This window comes from Paenibacillus sp. FSL R7-0272, from assembly GCF_037969905.1.
GTDB lineage: Bacteria > Bacillota > Bacilli > Paenibacillales > Paenibacillaceae > Paenibacillus > Paenibacillus polysaccharolyticus.
On sequence record NZ_CP150221.1, the window covers coordinates 3,345,406 to 3,363,759 of the forward strand.

Consider the following 18,354-nt stretch of genomic DNA (forward strand, 5'->3'; position numbering starts at 1 on the left):
AGGGTCTGCCTCGGATCGTTCCGTATTTTTGTTCGTGTTTTGCTTCAAAAGAATAAACGATCATCCCCGCCTAATGCGTCTCACATTCCTATTCATTAGATGCCGAACCACATGGCTAAATATCATGCTCTTGATTGGACTTAACTTTTGCGGGTGAAGAGAAAAGAAGTGATCCGGGTTATCAAAGGTACCGAAATCCTGAACAATACCTTCTTTTTGTACATAAGTGTCATTTTCATTCCAGAAAATAGCTGGATTCTGAAAATCGTTTGTCGCCACGCCATAACCACAAAATGAACCCGTACATTGTTCGAACTTTTGCTGAAGCTTGCTCAGATAAGGGAGATCAACGATGAAACCCTCCATATTTAACCACCTGTCGTTATATAACACTTCAATCCAGCTATGAATGATCTCTTTCGGAGAAAGATGATAATACCAGCCATTCATGGCCCCTTTTTGCAATTGCTTATGAATCGTAAAACCGTGAATCCGGCAAGGGATGCTTAGCGCTCTGAGTAGCGCCATGAATAAAATGCCTTTCGTATTACACTGCCCGTATCCGTCTTGCAGTACTTCTGAAGCTGGATATTATCGCTACGGTTATAACCAAATTCAATCTCGTCACGAACGTAATTATATACGTGAAGGATCTGCTCCTTTACAGGGAGTGAGGCCCAGTTACGACTGCGAATGAGGCTCTGAATGGTCGAATGATTGTAATCTAACAATTGCGTTTGCTCGAGATTGTGGTTCATGATGAGCACCTCCTGCAAACATTGTATCGTCAGTGCAGGGAGGAAACTTGCAAAAACACGCTATCTTTGCGAATATCTTTGGCGGTCATGCCGAGCAATCGCTTGCTGGTATTGGCAAAATGAGAGGGTGTATCGAAACCAGTTGCCATGGCTGCGTCCGTGATACTGGTTCCTTGGAAAATCAGATAACATGCTTTCTGTAGCTTATGTAACAACATATAACCGCTAAGCGATATGCCTGTATTTTCTTTAAACAGATGTGACAGCCTGCTGTTCGATAGACCGAACTGTTCAGCGTTCATACGAATAGAGTGCTCCGAATCCGTGCAATCCTTCATACGTTGGATCAGTTCCTTGATTCGTGAATCCGTAATCGCAGGTGGAGTGTAATCCAGTTGAAAAAGAGTCATGAGTTCTTGTAAAAATACACGGTAAGTCTCTGCATCATTGAGTAACGGTAACCGCCTTTTGATATGTTCGGCGACTTCTTTACTAAGCTCTTCGGGAAAACTGGCATAATTCCGCTTGCCCATATATTGTTTAAATGCTGTTGCCCTCTGGGATGTGCTATCTATTAAAAGCAATACTACGGGCTGCCCTGAGACCTGCAAACGATGAGATATATTGGAGTTAAGCACGATTACAGCAGTACTTATAATCTCTCCCTGAACCTCAATCTGAAAATGATTTTCTAGTGCAATCGTAACTTGAATAAACGTATGTTGATGTACCTCAGCATCGATGGCATTGGAATGCACAAGAATGTGATGCTGCGCGCCATATAAATTCATCAAACGGGTATCACCTCATAGGTAAAATAGATGGATCTAATAGATTGTATCAAATAATTGGATAGAAAAATCACTTATGTACCTAGACAACCTGATCTGAATGATGTCAACTTTAGGTACTGAAATGGGGGAGAGAGCATTGAAGAAAATGATAGTGATGATTCTATTACTTAGTTTAACATTGGTTGTATTAGGTTGTTCAACGGATCAACAATCCAGCTTGAGACTTAGCGATGAAAGAATCAAGGAACTTCGCAAAGAGTACCCGCTTTCCGATGGTCACTCTGATTATGCTCTAACCATAGATGTTCCTTTTGAACAAATTTTGAAGAAATCAGATTCCGTTATCATCGCTGAAGTTATAAAGCAAAACGAAAATTTTCAATCAACTTTATCTACGGAATTAGGAGCATCAGAGGGTAATTTAGCCAAAAAAAACAAGGAACAAGGTATACAATCATACAAACCCACATTTGTTTCATATGAAGTTAAAGTGAAAGAAGTCATTGTCGGAGAAGTAATCAAGGAAACCACCAACATATTTCATAACGCTGATTTCATAGGGATTGAACCTGATTTAAAACCTGGCATGACCATTGTCGCCTCCGTAAAAAAGGGAACAGCCCCTGAACAAATAGGAAGTTATTCTTTCACTAGGTATGCCACATATTATGTGGTGGATGAGAAGTATGTTCTTTCTGCTTATCACGGGAAAACGGAAGAGATGAGAGGCTTCACCAATCAGACCGATGGAATAACATTAAATTCCTTGGTTGAGCTGATTAAAGAACTTTGGTCAAATCATCAAAGGTGATGTTCATCAACTCTATTATCTATTATGATGAAGAATAATAAATATGATCTAGCAACTTTCACAAGTGGAGGTAGAATGATGACTCTAACTCAGAGAAAAATCGCGATTATCACAGGTGCCAGCGGTCCCAGAGAAATGGGAAGTGCTTTTTGTCGTAAACTAGCTTCCAGAGATATTGATATTTTCTTCACACACTATAAGGCTGATCCGGAATGGACACTTGCGTTTCACAAGGAAATTGAAGACATGGGGGTTCGCTGTACATCAATCGAGATCGATCTAACCGAGCGTAACGCAGCACAACGAGTATATGAAAGTGCAGTCCAGCAACTGGGACAACCCTCAATACTGATTAACAATGCGGCTTATGGTGTCAACACCGATTACAAGTCCTTTGACGCCGAACTCTTGGATAACCACTATGCTGTTAATATGCGAACGACATTTTTACTATGTACGATATTTGCTCGTGAATTCGAAAAGTCCAATCTAACCTCAGGCAGGATTATCAATATGACGTCGGGACAGGATATATCGCCGATGCCAGGTGAGTTAGCGTATGTTGCAACCAAGGGGGCGATCTCTGCCTTTACCACGTCCTTATCCCGTGAACTTGCACCATTGAAGATTACAGTAAATGCCGTAAATCCGGGGCCAACTGATACAACGTGGATGGATGATTCCATTCGTGATTATCTGATGCCAAAGTTCCCGCTGGGACGAATTGGAGCACCTGAGGATGCAGCGAACATTATTGATTTTCTCGTGAGTGAAGCAGGAGCTTGGATTACGGGACAAGTTATTCATTCGGAAGGTGGATTCATTCGAGAATAATCGAATGTTGCTGGAAAGAAAATGATTAGAATCATAAAAAGCCCGGCTAGGTTAGCTGGGCTTTTTTCTAGATTTAAACGGAGCCATTCAATGAAGGCAACAACGATTTCACATATTAACTCAAGAAGTATCTCTGAGCCATGGGTAATTCGTCAACCGGAAGACAGCGTAGCGTTTCACCATTCACGGATACGGTATAATTTTTCGGATTAACCATAATCGTTGGCGTTTCTCCATTTAAAATCATATCTTTTTTGCTAGCTGCACGACAGCCCGTCACTGGCTTTAAAGATTTACTGAGCCCCAGAGGGGAAAGGGTACCAGCATCAATAGAGGCCTGGGACACAAAGGTTGCACAAATGGCAGAACGTGCTTTGCCATAGCTCCCAAACATCGGTCTGTACATATAGGGCTGTGGTGTCGAGATCGTGGAGTTCGGATCTCCCATTACACTATGCATAATCATGCCGCCCTTAATAACAAGTTCGGGTTTAACTCCGAAAAAAGCGGGTTTCCATAACACAAGATCCGCCATTTTACCGACTTCAATCGATCCTACATATGTTGAAATGCCATGAGTAATTGCAGGGTTAATCGTATATTTGGAAATATATCGTTTCACACGATTGTTATCCGCCTGGGTATCTCCGGTAAGCGAACCGCGTTGTTTTTTCATTTTATCCGCCGTCTGCCAGGTTCGGATTGCCACCTCACCTACACGGCCCATCGCCTGTGAATCTGAACTAGTCATACTGATTGCACCGATATCATGTAATATATCTTCCGCACCAATTGTTGTCTCCCGAATCCGCGAAGCGGCAAAGGCGACATCCTCCGGAATTTTGGGATCGAGATGATGGCAGATCATTAGCATATCCAGATGCTCATCGACGGTATTTCGGGTATAAGGCATGGTTGGACTGGTGGAAGAAGGCAGGACATTCGGCATGGAAGCAACACGTAACAAGTCCGGCGCGTGACCACCGCCCGCACCTTCGGTATGGTAGGTATGAATGGCGCGACCATTGAATGAACGCAAACTGTCCTCCACATATCCGGCTTCATTCAGCGTATCGGTATGGATATTGACCTGAATATCATACTGTTCTGCCACGCTTAAACATTTGTCGATAACATATGGTGTGCTTCCCCAGTCTTCGTGAATTTTCAGTCCGCCAACACCAGCAAGTACTTGTTCCATCAACGCTTCAGGTCTGGAACTATTACCTCGGCCAAGCATCACAAAATTCATCGGAAGTGAATCAAGCGCCTGCAGCATGCGTTCAATATGCCACACCCCTGAGGTACAGTTAGTAGCGAGTGTGCCCGTGGCCGGGCCGGAGCCTCCACCAACCATCGTGGTAATCCCACTTTGCAACGCAATTTCAATTTGCTGCGGAGAGATGAAGTGAACATGGCTGTCTACACCGCCAGCGGTTACAATCAAATTTTCACCAGAGATCACTTCTGTACCTACCCCAATAACCATGTCAGGATCGACACCATCCATCACAAATGGATTTCCCGCTTTTCCAATGCCTCGGATCAATCCGTCCTTAATGCCAATATCGGCTTTGACAATTCCCCATGTATCTACAATAACAACATTGGTAATGACCGTATCCAGAACGCCTTCGCTACGCGTTGCCAGAGGATGCTGCCCCATGCCATCCCTGACTGTTTTACCTCCGCCAAAAACACACTCGTCTCCATACACGGTAAAGTCTTTTTCAATCTCGATTTTTAACGAGGTATCCGCGAGCCGAATCCGATCTCCGGTCGTGGGGCCATACATGCTTGCATATGTCGCACGATCAATGGTGTTCATCATTCAACCCTCCCGTTGGTTAACCCGGCGAATCCATGGATTTCCTTCGTTCCACCGATTTCAACCAGCGTAATTTCATGAATTTCTCCCGGTTCGAAGCGGACGGAAAGGCCTGAAGCGATATCCAGCCGATATCCTTTAGTACCTCCGCGGTCAAATGATAGAGCGGGGTTCGTTTCAAAAAAATGAAAGTGTGATCCGACCTGAATGGGGCGGCTTCCTGTATTGGTCACAGAACGGTTAATTCGTTTGCGGTTAGGCAACAGGACAATAGGATCATCCGCAAATTCATATTCACCGGGGATAATCGCACCATCGATCCGAGTAACAGGCTCATGCACAGTCACCAGCTTCGTTCCATCGGGAAACGTGGCTTCAATCTGAACTTCACTCAGCAACTCGGCTACGCCATCCATTACCTGGTTTGCTGATAAAAGGTGACGAGCTTCTTCCATCAGTTGTTTTACGGTTTTCCCATCCCGTGCACCCTCTACCACAAAACCTGAGATATAGGCAGCGGCTTCCGGATAATTCAACTGAACGCCACGTTTCAGCCGCTTTTCAGCCATATCCGCAGCGAGGTACATCAGTAATTTTTCACGTTCCTGTACAGTTAAATGCATAGTCAGCAACTCCTTCGCTGAGTTAAAATGAGAAGAAATAACAGGCTTGGTTCCATGTAATCTTTTTCTAATCATTGCTTATGTTTGAAAATGTAACATGGTTGTGGAGGGGAGTCAAACAAGAATGTCAAACAACATAACATTAGAAGATTGATTTGTGCAAGATCACAAAAGGTTTTAAAAAGAGTGGAGAATTAAGAATTCAGATTCAACAACAAAGAAATATAGACCCACACTCATAAGGAGGTTGGGCCTAAAGGAGGGGTTCCGGAAAGCTTAAGTGAATGATTCTAACCGGGGCGGTTACTCATCTCAATTTCAGGATTATCAAAACTTTTGAAATAAGTTTCTGTAGAAACAAATCCTGACTCAATTAATACATTCTTTTCCAGTTCAGTAATATTGAAATTTACTGCTGAAGTTTTATTTGTGTTTAATACATAGACAGTTCGGTCTGAATCAAGATCTTGCAAGCTAACATTCTGTTGAAAGTCTAAAATGGAACCGATTAAATTCTTTGTGAATTCATACACATTGTTTACTTCTCTTCTCTTGGGTTTCAATCCCATTAAGATATCTCGCTGGGCCAAGTTTTCGATTCTGAATCCCAGCGTCTCGGTATTCGTAATAAATGGATCGGATACACTTTCTAATTGATACTCCGAATATGATTCAGTGTTGATCCCATTCTCAACATTGTTTAGGTAGCTCTTTCTATCAAATAATTTAATTGGATAGTTAAGTAACACGCCCCCATCCACATAAATATCCTCCTTGAATTCAACCGCTTCAAAAAATAAAGGTATAGACATTGAAATACGAACAGCATCTGCTATTCTCATATCACTGTACTTCTCATGAGAGAAAATAGTAGAGAAGTGTGTATTTATATTTGTCCCGATAATGTAAAGATCTTTGAATGACTTTTCCGCTTTTTGTTTCTGGAGGTCACCAAACGTACTGTCTGGGCTTCCTGTTTTGTAATTAACTTTTTCTTCTAGCCAATTCAACATAGTTTTTCCCTTATGCCAACCATATTTATTAAACAGTCTGCTGGAATCTCGTATGATTCCCCAATCGTCATCAGCAAACTTTTTCAAATCAAGCTCCTTGAGTTCTTTCATTATCTCTGTACTTGAATAATTGAGACTAATAAGTAGAGCCACTATGGCTCCAGCAGATGTTCCACCTACTCTTGAAATGTTAGCAAAGACATTTCTCTTATGTAAAACCTCTACTACCCCTACATAAGCACAACCTAGTACTCCTCCACCCTCAAAGACCAGATTCTTAAAATGATATGTCACAAAAAACAACCCCCATTTTAGTATTTCTTACTTTTACATTTTTCCCAATCCAAATACTTTCATTCAAAACAAGCTAATTATGGATGGCACAAACAGAAGGTCTAGCACGGTTGCAAACGGCAGCGGGGATTTTCGAGGGACGCGCTGCTGCGTTCATTGTCATTTTTGTGACCATACTTATTACTGATGGCGTACAAGGCGAGAACGTCCGAAAATGAGGGGAACGTAAAAGTCGATACAACTCAAACTATATCGCAGAGCTACATTTCTATTTTTTGCTGGTATGTTATTGTTATTACCGGTTGAGTGCGTATATCCTAAATTACTATACAGACTTCGTGTATGGGGCTACCATTGTATTCTCTGTCTACTGAAAAAACATCATCATCACGGACCGTTGGTGCGGCGAAGGGAATAATAAATTATATGACTTTATATTTAGCGTTTCCTTTAATTTCGTGGTTTAATAGTGATGTGTCAAAACCATTAAAAGTCAGGATGTTAATATGAACCAATATATAATCGGAATAGATCTGGGCGGAACCAATATTAAATCCGCTATATTTAATACAGCATTTCAGAAAGTTCACGAACGAAGTGATGCCACGGAAGCCAATGAAGGCCCGATTCATGTGTTAAATAGAATGGCGAACATTACGCAAGAAATGATGGCGGCCGAAGGAATCCAACCAGATGAGGTGAACTGCATGGGTATAGGTGTGCCGGGCTTATTAGATCCACTAACAGGCTTATCTATATTTTCGCCTAATTTTCCCGAATGGGAGAATATCCAGGTAGTGAATCACATGAACAACCATTTCGATTTCCCCATTTTTATCGACAATGACGTACGCGTTAATCTATATGGTGAATGGCTGTTTGGTGCAGGAGACGGTCATCGTAATTTGGTATTACTCACCTTAGGGACTGGTCTGGGTTCTGGAATCGTCAATGACGGAAAAGTGATCTACGGAGCAACCTCAAGTGCAGGTGAACTGGGACACATGAATATGTATAGAGAAGGCCGTGCTTGTCGTTGCGGTAGTTCAGGCTGCCTGGGCAGATATGTATCTGCCATTGGGATGGTTCGGACGTTGACGGAAAAGCTGGAGGCAGGCCAATCCAGTATGATTACGGAGTGGGTAGAAGGAGATCTGTCCAGAATTACCGCTCATATGATCTCGAATGCATATGATCTTGGCGATGCACTTGCTGTTGAAGTCATGCACGAAACAGGAGAGATATTAGGTTTCGGCCTTTCTAATGTGATAAATATGTTGAATCCCGAAATGATTATCGTAGGTGGCGGCATGTCCGCAGCTGGTGATCGTCTCCTTAATTCCGTACGTAATACCGTTAGAAATCACTCATTAAAGCTCTCTTCAGGAGCTTGTACCATCGTGCAAGCTAAATTGGGTGGACAAGCGGGCATGATCGGTGCTGCCGCATATGCGAATCACAGGCTACTTTCGAACACCGGAATGTAACTTGGAAGTTACTAAATACACCTTTAAAGCCGCTTTTACAGCGGTTTTTTGTTGTTTCTGCCAATGAATTTAATCGTTTGTTCTTTGATCTTTAAATTGTTTGGGTGTACATCCCGTATACGTTTTGAACACTTTCGCAAAGTAACTTTGATCGTAAAAGTTTAAAAGCGTAGAAATCTCCGCTAACGTATAGTGAGAATACGTCAACAGATTTTGCGCCTCTTCAATTTTCGTTTTCAAAATAAACTGCGAAATGGAGATGCCGACTTCTTTTTTGAACAGATTGGACAAATAATTCGGATTCAACGAAGTGATTTCAGCCAGTTGTGAGATCGTAATCCGCTCATTTAAATGGTTAAAGATATAGTTTTGACATATGTTAATCGGTTTCGAGTATTTGTGTTTTTTACTACGCTTCACACGTTCCGCAAAATCAAGCAGAGCAACCTCCATTAAATCCTCAACCGCTTGGCTGTCGGTTAAGTCCTCAATTTTAAGGATATAAAAATCACTAAGATTATAAGCAATCTCTTGAAAAACACCACCTTCTACCGCTGATCTTGTTGCAAGCGTGATCAGAGAGATCGCCAGATTCTTTTGACTACGCAAATAACTCGTCTTGGACAACACACTCTTTTTGCCTTGTTTGTGAATCGTATGAAAGGATTCCAGCACCTTATCGGTTCTGCCCAAGCGAATGAAATCAAATACTTTTTTCTCTTTATCGATTTCCGTGTGAACGAGATTATTTTGACGGTCGTCTATGATTTGCTTATACGGTTGCTCGATTTCCAGCGTTTTTCTCCAACGGTCATCCTCATTCTTCATTAAGATTTCGTCTAGCGTTAGCTTTTTCTGATAGAGCATGAAATACATCGCCATACTAAGATTAATTAATTTAAACGTACTCATCACAGGCACTCCGTCGTAATATTTCTTCATTTCATGATGATCCGCTTTGGCTAACAAATCACTTAGAGTCACACGAATGATTTCCTCTGTCATTCTAAAATTGATAACCGGGCCTACAATGATGATTCCTTTCCACTGATGATCCGCATGAATACGTATTGCGAAAAATTTTTCCAAATAGATTGTTTCACGAAGGACAGGGAGTTGCTCGATTGGCATGCTGGAAAACAGGTCTGTCATGATCTTATATTCGGAGGGGAATAAGGGGTTACACCGGAAATCCACTGGGGTGACCTGATAGACTAGCTTGTATTCATTATCAAAATAGTAGACGGGTACATTGTATAAATGATGTGTCATATTACATATATATTCAAGGTTTTCATCACAAAAGTTATTCATCACCAAGCCTCCGTTCCAGTCTAAGAAGCGAAAACACATGTGAATATTCCTATTTACATGTGAAACTTACCATATGAAACCTCACAAGACCGATTATAATTTGTCATGAAATCGATTTCAAGCATGGATTTAAGGGGGATCAGCAACTTAGCCAATATAATACACGACCTATACCCTGAATTGAGAGCGTTATCAAAAGAACATATTTGTTTTGCAATAAAATACGACAATAGTTATTCCAAATTTTGAATAAAGAGGTGGATTTTTATGCGTCCTTTCGGATATAAGGATAAATTCGGCTACTTGTTTGGTGATTTTGGAAACGATTTCTTTTTCGCGCTAGTTGGCTCATTTTTGATGGTCTATTACACGGATGTATTTCATATTAACCCGGCAGCGGTCGGAGGATTATTCCTGTTAGCTCGTTTGTGGGATGCCATAGCGGATGTCTCGTGGGGGCGTTTTGTTGATACGCGTAAAGCAAGCAAACACGGTAAATTCAAACCATGGATTTATCGCATGTCATTTCCGCTTGTGATCTCCGGGGTACTCATGTTTGTTTACATTCCCGGAATGTCCGATGGATTTTATCTCGCTTACGCTTACGTTACTTACATTCTGTGGGGAACGCTGTACAGCACCGTTAACATTCCTTACGGTTCCATGGCTTCAGTCATTACTGCTGACCCAGTAGAACGAACCGTTCTGTCTACATGGAGATCGCTGGGAGCAACATTGGCGCAATTATTTGTAGGCGTGGTGGGCCCGTTGCTGTTGTTTGTTAATAACGAAGCGAATGCAAGCCGTTTTTTCCTGGGAGCTGTTATTTTTGGAATATTGTCTATTGCTTCTTATATGGCGTGTTATAAATTATCGCTCGAACGTGTTATCCCGGATATGAATGAGAAGCCAAATACCAATTTGAGAAAAACACTATATGGCCTTTTGAAAAATAGACCGCTTATCGTCTTCCTGATCGGATCGCTCATTTTCTTAATTAATTTAATGTTGCTGGGCACGGTTAATACGTATTTGTTCAAAGACTATTTCGGTAACGCGCAATTACTTAGTGTGTTCAGTCTGGTGCAAGCTGCGCCTATATTTATCGGAATGCCGTTAATCAAACCACTCGTAGCAAAGTTCGGGAAAAAAGAAGTCGCCGCTGCTGGCTTTTTACTCTCAACGCTCGTTTACTTGCTGCTCTATTTCATTCCGAATCTTTCCGCTATTCAATACATGGCGATTCTGTTCATTGGCTTGTTAGGATACGCTCTGTTCAATCTAATCAGCTGGGCGTTTATCACGGATTTGGTTGACTATCACGAACATGTTACAGGACTCCGAGAGGATGCGACGATATATTCCATCTATTCCTTTTCTCGTAAAGTCGGGCAGGCCGTTGCAGGTGGTATTGGCGGGGTAGCTATGGCGGCTGTAGGCTATAATGCTACACTGCATGTGCAGACACCACGTACACTTGAAGGCATTTATTTCTTGGCAACACTTGTTCCAGCTATGGGCCTATTTCTCGTATTTATCTGCATTGCTTTCCTGTATCCATTAAACAAAAAACGTACAGCACAACTTGTAAGCGATATCAAGGCAAAACGAATGAACTGATACCCGAGACCTGTTTCACAACGTGCATAAGGCAGGAGGTAGAGGAAGCACCTATTTTATAGAGAATGAAGGAGTGTTCATATGTTATACCCTATTTTGACCGAGACACGTAATCTAATCGATCTGAATGGAATCTGGAATTTCAAATTGGATGCCGGAGAGGGATTTCAGGAAAATTGGCAAAAGGCAAAACTCCAAGATCCGATGCGCATGGCTGTCCCAGCTTCATATAACGACATCGGAGTAAGCGCCAAAATTCGGGACCATGTAGGCTGGGTCTGGTACGAGCGGGAGATCACGCTACCGAGTGTGATGAATGAAGAGAGAGTTGTTTTGCGCTTTGGCTCCGTTACTCATATGGCCAAAGTGTATGTGAACGGGGAATTTGTTACCCAGCACAAAGGCGGATTTTTACCTTTTGAAGCTGAAATAAACCGTTACCTGCACACAGGGAAGAACCGCCTGACCGTCGCTGTAAATAATATTGTGGATGAAACAACACTACCCGTTGGCTCCATTGTTGAGAAACAACATTCAGATGGGCAAACAACGGTGCACAATCTGCCGAACTTTGATTTTTTCAACTATGCCGGTCTGCATCGCCCTGTAAAAATATACACAACACCAACGACCTATGTTAAGGACGTCACGATCGTAACCCAATTGGATGGACAGGTTCATTATTCCATTGATGTGGTTGGCTCTGCGTCGGTTAAAGCTGAAATTATCGATGAATCCGGCTCTTTGGTTGCAGCATCCGAAGGCGAATCGGGCACAATGATCCTATCTGATGTTAGACTCTGGGAGCCGCTGAATGCCTACTTATACACGTTGCGCGTAGAACTGCAAACCGAAGGGGAAACCATAGATGTATATGAACAGCCATTCGGGGTGAGAAGTGTAGAAGTGAAAGAAGGCAAGTTCCTGATTAATGATAAACCCTTTTACTTCAAAGGGTATGGCAAACATGAGGATACGACTATTCATGGCAGGGGATTTAATGAGGCCGCCAATGTGCTTGATTTTAATCTCATGAAATGGTCGGGAGCCAACTCCTTCCGAACTGCACACTATCCATATTCGGAAGAAGTGATGCGACTGGCTGATCGGGAAGGATTTGTTGTGATTGATGAGGTGGCCGCAGTTGGCATGCATCTGAACATGCTGGTTGTGCATCGCGGGGGCGTGCTGAAGAACACATGGGATGAACTTGATACGTTCGAACATCATCAGGATGTCATTCGGGAACTCATTGAGCGGGACAAAAATCATCCCTGTGTGGTCATGTGGAATATCGCTAACGAGCCTGCCTCTGAAGAAAAGGGAGCCTATGAATATTTTAAACCGCTGATTGATCTAACGAGAGAGTTAGATCCACAGAAACGTCCGGTGACTATTGTTACTCAAATGGAATCTTCACCAGAAAAAGATCAGATCGCAGAGCTGTTGGATATACTCACTTTCAACCGATATTACGGCTGGTATGTGGATGGTGGGGATTTGCATGCTGCCAAGGAAAAGCTTCGTGCCGAATTCAATGGCTGGCTAAAGCGATGCCCGAACAAACCTTTCATGATGACCGAGTACGGGGCAGACACGGTTGCCGGATTGCACGATGTTGAACCTGTCATGTTTACGGAGGAATACCAGGTGGAATTTTACAAAGCCAACCATGAAGTATTCGATGAATTTGAGCAATTTGTCGGTGAACAAGTATGGAATTTTGCTGATTTTGCCACCAGTCAGGGAATTATCCGTGTGCAAGGCAATAAAAAAGGCATTTTCACACGGGATCGCAAACCGAAAGCTATCGCACATGAACTGAAAAGACGCTGGACGAACATACCTGATTTTCATTATAAGGGCTAAGAACGAAGCGGGAATATGTACGTGAAGCAATCCGAGTGATCAAGAAGTAATTTTAGTGATCAAGTCATTCTAGTGATCAATAGGTAAGCCAGCTAATCAATATGGTTAGCTGGCTCTTTTTTATTTAGTAGCAGTGATAACACAGGTTGTAGGAGCAGGTCAGGAGGCGGCATCAGAATCGGTAGTTGGTGTCCTTAATCCTCTGTATCCGCTCCTTCAAACAACTGCTGAATCATCTTATCTTTGTTATTCAAAAATTCCTTCATGATCAAGAAATGATCGGTTTCCTCCAAGATCTGTACCTCGATGCCTTCCGGTGTCAGGTTATAGATCTGCGCATCAGGATAAGCCATCAGAATAGGAGAGTGGGTAGCAATGATAAACTGTGAATTTTGCTCTACCAACTCATGAATTCGGGCAAGCATGGCCATCTGGCGAAGCGGCGATAATGCCGCCTCAGGCTCGTCCAGAATATAAAGACCATGACCGCCAAACCGATGAACAAACGTGGAAAAAAAAGACTCACCATGGGATTGCTCATGCAACGATTTCCCGCCATATGAATCCTTGATGGGAGCACCATAGGAAGGCTCACGATCCAACTCATCAATGGTTGTTGCCAGATTATAATAACTCTCGGCCCTGAAAAAGAAACCATCCTTGGGACGCCGTGTGCCTTTGACTAATTGAACATACTCATACAAGTCCGAATGCGTGGCTCGGGTAGAAAACGTAAAGTTCATCGTGCCGCCTTCGGGATTGAATCCCCATGACACGGCAATCGACTCCATTAACGTAGACTTGCCCATCCCGTTCTCACCAACAATGTACGTAACTTTGGGATGAAAATCCATCGTATGCAGGTTACGAATAACGGGCAAGTCAAACGGATACTCATCATAAGTAGCAATTTGATTCCGTTTAAGCTGTATTTGCCTCAAATAGGCTGGAGATCCTTTCAATTTCACTTCACCTCTTATATCTGTACATCATAACGATCGCGAAGGACTGACAAGTGATGTAGTTCGTGTCCAGTAATCACATAAGCAATGGAACGAGTAGATGCCGTGTTATCATTGACCTGCCCCATACGCATCCAAGCTTCCGGACTCAGCCGGCGGAGCAGTACAATGGTGGAATACCGTACCGCTGCATATTCTTCAGCCAGATCAACCACGCTATATGCTTCAAAAGGGTGACCTTCCATAAGTGTGTCCTGATCATATCCTGGAAGAGAGGTCTTGTCTCCTCTGGCGATGCGTAACAAACGGCTGCTCATAATTCGCTCATTATCAATAAGGTGACCAAATACCTCTTTAACGCTCCATTTCCCTTCATCATAGCGGTAATTGGCTTGTTCCTCTGATAATGCGCGAATTGCGCTCTCCACACGTTCCGCTTGCTTTTGTAATAACTCAATGACATTTCCTTCAGGAACAAGGTGGATGTATCCTTCGTAGAAAGCAGCGTATTCTTCTTGACTCGGTCTTTCGTTCATGTTAACTCTCCTTTAATGGGCATCATTTTTTGTTTATTTTACCATTAATCTAAGGTAGAACCGAAGAAAACTACAACAACTGATCTCATATGAGGATTGATCAATAATCGGTCAGGATAAGTCATTGTATGCATGTGTTAAAAACCTTATCTTAAATCATAAGATAGCGCTACCATTTTACGAAGAAATGTAGAGAAACAAACAAGTCTGTTTCAGAAGTGCAGATGCTCATTAAGACTCACTGATGTTTGAATCGCTTAGGCGATACACCTGTTATTTGTTTGAATTGCCGGCAGAAATGCTCGACATTATGGTACCCGCACCTGTCCGCAATCTCTGCAACCGTATAGGCATGATGTCGAAGATACTCTTTAGCCAAGCGAATTCGGCTATGGATGACATCATCTATGCAGGACAAACCGAATGATTTCTTATAAATGAGTTGCAGGTATCCCGGGCTGATATTCATAGTTTTGGCCATTGTAGCCACAGTCCATGGATGACTTGGATTGTTGTGAATAGCTGTCCGAAGTTTCATCAGAGGATAATGCTGCGGGCCAATATTTTTTTGCACATAAGATTCAAGCAGTTTGTTAAACAATGTGCGAAGCAAATAATCGATGGATGATTCCTTGTAGCCTTTCTGGAGAGAATGCTCTGCGACAAGTAATTGAAACAGCTTATGACAATATTCAGGATCATCCAATGCAAAAGGCTCGCCCAGAGGGAGAGAGGTTTCGGTTACATAGAGCTCGTCACTTGCAAAACGTATCCAATCGTTCACATATTGGTCTGAGCAAGCGCGATAGTATATTTTCGAATAGGGCGGATACAGAACAGCACAATAGGGCGGGAATTCTTGCAGTTGACCATTAACCCAGAACAGTGCCGGAGTCTGCGTAATGACCAACAGCCAGCAATCATGACCTTCAGGTATATCAAACACAAATGGACTGTGATGCTCAGCATCATATTCAACGTAATAAATCGTATTCATCGTATTTCACCTTTACCATGCGTATTGTGAATCTCGTCTACGTGTACATCGAAACGCCATTGAAACATGAACATGCTCGGTGTCTCCTAATTATACGAAAGTTATCTTGACAAATCTAAACAAGGGGTGCATTTTCCAATGAAAAAACAAGGTTTAAACCCTTATCTCCCATCATGGGAGTACGTGCCTGACGGCGAGCCTTATGTGTTTAACGACAGAGTATACGTCTACGGGTCACATGATCGGTTTAACGGACATGCGTTTTGTCTGAACGATTATGTATGCTGGTCCGCACCCGTAGATGACCTGGGGAACTGGCGGAATGAGGGAGTTATTTATCAAAAAACAGATGATCCGCTGAACCCCGACGGTCATATGTGTCTTTATGCCCCCGATGTGACACTCGGCCCCGATGGTCGTTATTATCTATATTATGTACTTGATAAAGTGCCTGTTGTTTCTGTAGCGGTATGCGATTCGCCTGCGGGTAAATATGAATTCTATGGTTATGTTCAATATACAGACGGCACTCGGCTCGGGGAACGAGAAGGGGATGAGCCGCAATTCGATCCAGGTGTGCTGACAGAAGGAGAGCTCACTTATCTCTACACGGGCTTCTGTGCACCTGGTGACCGTTCCAGACATGGAGCAATGGCGACAGTACTTGGCCCTGATATGCTAACGATTGTAGAGGAACCGGTATTTATAGCCCCAAGTCAGCCATATAGTGATGGAAGCGGATATGAAGGACATGAATTTTTTGAAGCTCCTTCGATTCGCAAAAGGGGAGACCTCTACTACCTCGTATACTCCTCGGTCGTCATGCATGAATTATGTTACGCAATCAGTACGTCTCCAACTCAAGGCTTTGAATATCAAGGTGTAATTGTGAGCAACTGTGATCTTCACATCGATTCATACAAGCCGGCTGGAAAGCCCATGTATTATGGAGGGAACAATCATGGAAGTATCGTAGAGATCGGCGCAGAATGGTACATTTTTTACCACAGACATACGAATGGAGATGCATTTAACCGGCAGGGATGTATTGAAAAGCTTACGTTTGAAAAGGATGGCTTCATCCCTCAAGTTGAAATGACCTCTTGTGGTTCGAATGGGGAACCTTTGGAAGGTAGAGGCGAGTACCCCGCCTATCTTGCGTGCAACCTTTTTACCCAAGAAGATCAATTGTATACGGGTGGATTTGGTGCAGGTGCTTGGCTCGACAGTCGCTTTCCGAAAATTACCCAAGATGGCCGAGATGGTGACGAAGAAAGCGGATATATTGCCAATATGACGGAATCTGCGACAGCTGGTTTTAAATACTTCGATTGTAAAGACATTCAACAAGTCACGATTAAGGTGCGTGGATACTGTAATGGTAGCTTTGAGGTAAAAACCGCTTGGGACGGACCCGTTCTGGGAACCATCCCGGTACACTTCACCAACGTATGGAAGCCGTATTCAGCCGCGATTCACATTCCAGACGGTAAACAGGCCTTGTATTTTACATACCAGGGGATGGGCAGCGCGAGCCTGGCTTCATTTGAACTGAATTAACTTCATTTGTCTTCAAAAGTTCCAAGCAGTCAGTGGTGAGGGCACTCATCCTTGAGCTGCTTTTTTCTTTTTCACATGGAATCGCGTTTCATTTAAACAGTACGTTCTTCTCCATCTTTGCGCATTATTGTTCTTGCGTAAGACTCATCACATCCTGCTGGGCATGCACGCGAAATTCACTTGGCGCAATGCCTGTCCACCGTTTGAACTGGCGGCTAAAATGTGCATTCGTTTTGTATCCGAGCATCATAGCAATATGATCAATATTCAGATCCGTTTGTTTTAATAGCCGCTGGGCTTCGTTCAGTAACGTTTCGGATAAATACTTGCGCGGCGCCTGACCGTACACTTCTCGGAAAATTCGATTGACCTGTGACGTGCTCAAGTTGAGCGATTTTGCAATATCCTGAATCCAGGTTCTATCCGTTTCTTGAATCTCACTATGTAGATGGATATATCTTACCGAATCCTCGATATACTCAGCGATCTGATGGGCAATCGCCTCTTTTCTGGATACAGGGACGGATGCGTTCTGCGATAACTGTCCCACGAGTGAGCCAAGTAGCTCAAATACAGCGGCATGCACTTTCATTTGTTTCGAGGAGGATAAGGATTCAGACAAATGCTCTGTGGACAGCTCATACAATGTAGAGAGGATCGGGGACATCGCCATAGCCAGATTCGATGTTGCTGGATAGTAGGTGTCTTTGCTGCGGTTGAGTTCCCGGCAAAAAGAAGTATCGTGCACACTGAAATGAACTGAAAAATAGGTAAAACCTTCTGGCCCTGCCCCTGTGCAAGCATGGGTGATTCCCGGACGAATGAACAAAAGATCTCCTTTGGACTGCTGATGCAGTTTTCCATTGATCACCATGCTCATCTGACCCTCCATCATCCAGTGAATTTCATACATCGAATGTTCATGGGATGGATATGTCCAGTTCGAATCTGCTCTTCTGGCATGCAACCCCATTAATTGGAACGACAGACGAACATCAGGCAAACGGCCTAAATACATCGCTTCTGAATGCTTCGCCACTGCAAATCAAGCCCC

17 protein-coding genes are annotated in these 18,354 nt (G+C 43.1%); 6 read left to right on the forward strand and 11 right to left on the reverse strand.

What is annotated here, in order from left to right; translation table 11 throughout:
- Nucleotides 1-60: 60 nt before the first annotated feature.
- The 3 genes from MKY23_RS14760 to MKY23_RS14770 are packed head-to-tail and all read right to left on the reverse strand — an operon-like array spanning nucleotide 61 to nucleotide 1,549.
- Nucleotides 61-528 (reverse strand): hypothetical protein, encoded by a 468-nt coding sequence (locus MKY23_RS14760; protein WP_261769262.1) that lies wholly within the window; start codon nucleotides 526-528, stop codon nucleotides 61-63.
- The gene (locus MKY23_RS14765) at nucleotides 507-758 is read right to left on the reverse strand and encodes a hypothetical protein (RefSeq protein WP_336119974.1); all 252 of its coding nucleotides are present in this window, start codon (nucleotides 756-758) and stop codon (nucleotides 507-509) included. The genes MKY23_RS14760 and MKY23_RS14765 overlap by 22 nt, the downstream gene beginning before the upstream one ends.
- 29 nt (nucleotides 759-787) lie before the next feature.
- Nucleotides 788-1,549 (reverse strand): AraC family transcriptional regulator, encoded by a 762-nt coding sequence (locus tag MKY23_RS14770; RefSeq protein WP_336122684.1) that lies wholly within the window; start codon nucleotides 1,547-1,549, stop codon nucleotides 788-790.
- 100 nt (nucleotides 1,550-1,649) lie between these two features.
- Here MKY23_RS14770 and MKY23_RS14775 point away from each other — a divergent pair, with 100 nt between their 5' ends.
- Together MKY23_RS14775 and MKY23_RS14780 are read left to right on the forward strand one after the other, a co-directional pair.
- Nucleotides 1,650-2,363, forward strand: a complete 714-nt coding sequence (locus tag MKY23_RS14775) for a hypothetical protein (RefSeq protein ID WP_339830437.1) — start codon at nucleotides 1,650-1,652, stop codon at nucleotides 2,361-2,363.
- A 78-nt stretch (nucleotides 2,364-2,441) separates the two neighbouring features.
- On the forward strand, nucleotides 2,442-3,197 hold the full coding sequence (locus tag MKY23_RS14780; RefSeq protein ID WP_154985414.1) for an SDR family oxidoreductase: 756 nt from the start codon (nucleotides 2,442-2,444) through the stop codon (nucleotides 3,195-3,197).
- Between the two features lie 115 nt (nucleotides 3,198-3,312).
- Here MKY23_RS14780 and ureC read toward each other — a convergent pair whose 3' ends face one another.
- The 3 genes from ureC to MKY23_RS14795 form a co-directional block, all read right to left on the reverse strand.
- On the reverse strand, nucleotides 3,313-5,025 hold the full coding sequence (ureC, locus tag MKY23_RS14785) for an urease subunit alpha (RefSeq protein ID WP_339839452.1): 1,713 nt from the start codon (nucleotides 5,023-5,025) through the stop codon (nucleotides 3,313-3,315).
- Entirely contained in the window at nucleotides 5,025-5,648 is a 624-nt protein-coding gene (gene ureA, locus MKY23_RS14790; protein ID WP_339830439.1) for an urease subunit gamma, read from the reverse strand. Before ureA ends, ureC begins: the two co-directional genes overlap by 1 nt.
- A gap of 290 nt (nucleotides 5,649-5,938) precedes the next feature.
- On the reverse strand, nucleotides 5,939-6,955 hold the full coding sequence (locus MKY23_RS14795) for a patatin-like phospholipase family protein (protein WP_339830441.1): 1,017 nt from the start codon (nucleotides 6,953-6,955) through the stop codon (nucleotides 5,939-5,941).
- Nucleotides 6,956-7,461: 506 nt separating this feature from the next.
- On the opposite strand from MKY23_RS14795, the gene MKY23_RS14800 reads away from it, so the two are divergent.
- Complete coding sequence (locus tag MKY23_RS14800) at nucleotides 7,462-8,442, forward strand: ROK family protein (RefSeq protein WP_339830443.1); 981 nt, start codon at nucleotides 7,462-7,464, stop codon at nucleotides 8,440-8,442.
- A gap of 69 nt (nucleotides 8,443-8,511) precedes the next feature.
- Here the strand turns inward: MKY23_RS14800 and MKY23_RS14805 are convergent, their stop codons facing one another.
- Nucleotides 8,512-9,714: an AraC family transcriptional regulator gene (locus tag MKY23_RS14805; RefSeq protein ID WP_339830445.1), complete on the reverse strand. Its 1,203-nt coding sequence runs from the start codon at nucleotides 9,712-9,714 to the stop codon at nucleotides 8,512-8,514.
- Between the two features lie 309 nt (nucleotides 9,715-10,023).
- On the opposite strand from MKY23_RS14805, the gene MKY23_RS14810 reads away from it, so the two are divergent.
- The gene (locus MKY23_RS14810; RefSeq protein WP_339830447.1) at nucleotides 10,024-11,376 is read left to right on the forward strand and encodes a glycoside-pentoside-hexuronide (GPH):cation symporter; all 1,353 of its coding nucleotides are present in this window, start codon (nucleotides 10,024-10,026) and stop codon (nucleotides 11,374-11,376) included.
- Between the two features lie 81 nt (nucleotides 11,377-11,457).
- Entirely contained in the window at nucleotides 11,458-13,245 is a 1,788-nt protein-coding gene (gene uidA / locus MKY23_RS14815) for a beta-glucuronidase (protein ID WP_339830449.1), read from the forward strand.
- Between the two features lie 194 nt (nucleotides 13,246-13,439).
- On the opposite strand, the gene MKY23_RS14820 is transcribed toward uidA, so the two are convergent.
- From MKY23_RS14820 to MKY23_RS14830, 3 genes are all read right to left on the reverse strand, one after another.
- Complete coding sequence (locus MKY23_RS14820) at nucleotides 13,440-14,213, reverse strand: AAA family ATPase (protein WP_339830451.1); 774 nt, start codon at nucleotides 14,211-14,213, stop codon at nucleotides 13,440-13,442.
- 8 nt (nucleotides 14,214-14,221) lie between these two features.
- Nucleotides 14,222-14,743, reverse strand: coding sequence for a DinB family protein (locus MKY23_RS14825; protein WP_154888862.1), 522 nt, complete (start codon nucleotides 14,741-14,743; stop codon nucleotides 14,222-14,224).
- A 238-nt stretch (nucleotides 14,744-14,981) separates the two neighbouring features.
- Nucleotides 14,982-15,740, reverse strand: a complete 759-nt coding sequence (locus tag MKY23_RS14830) for an AraC family transcriptional regulator (protein WP_339830453.1) — start codon at nucleotides 15,738-15,740, stop codon at nucleotides 14,982-14,984.
- Between the two features lie 138 nt (nucleotides 15,741-15,878).
- On the opposite strand from MKY23_RS14830, the gene MKY23_RS14835 reads away from it, so the two are divergent.
- Nucleotides 15,879-17,300, forward strand: a complete 1,422-nt coding sequence (locus tag MKY23_RS14835; RefSeq protein WP_339830455.1) for a family 43 glycosylhydrolase — start codon at nucleotides 15,879-15,881, stop codon at nucleotides 17,298-17,300.
- Nucleotides 17,301-17,424: 124 nt separating this feature from the next.
- Here MKY23_RS14835 and MKY23_RS14840 read toward each other — a convergent pair whose 3' ends face one another.
- The gene (locus tag MKY23_RS14840) at nucleotides 17,425-18,339 is read right to left on the reverse strand and encodes an AraC family transcriptional regulator (RefSeq protein WP_339830456.1); all 915 of its coding nucleotides are present in this window, start codon (nucleotides 18,337-18,339) and stop codon (nucleotides 17,425-17,427) included.
- Nucleotides 18,340-18,354 lie beyond the last annotated feature (15 nt).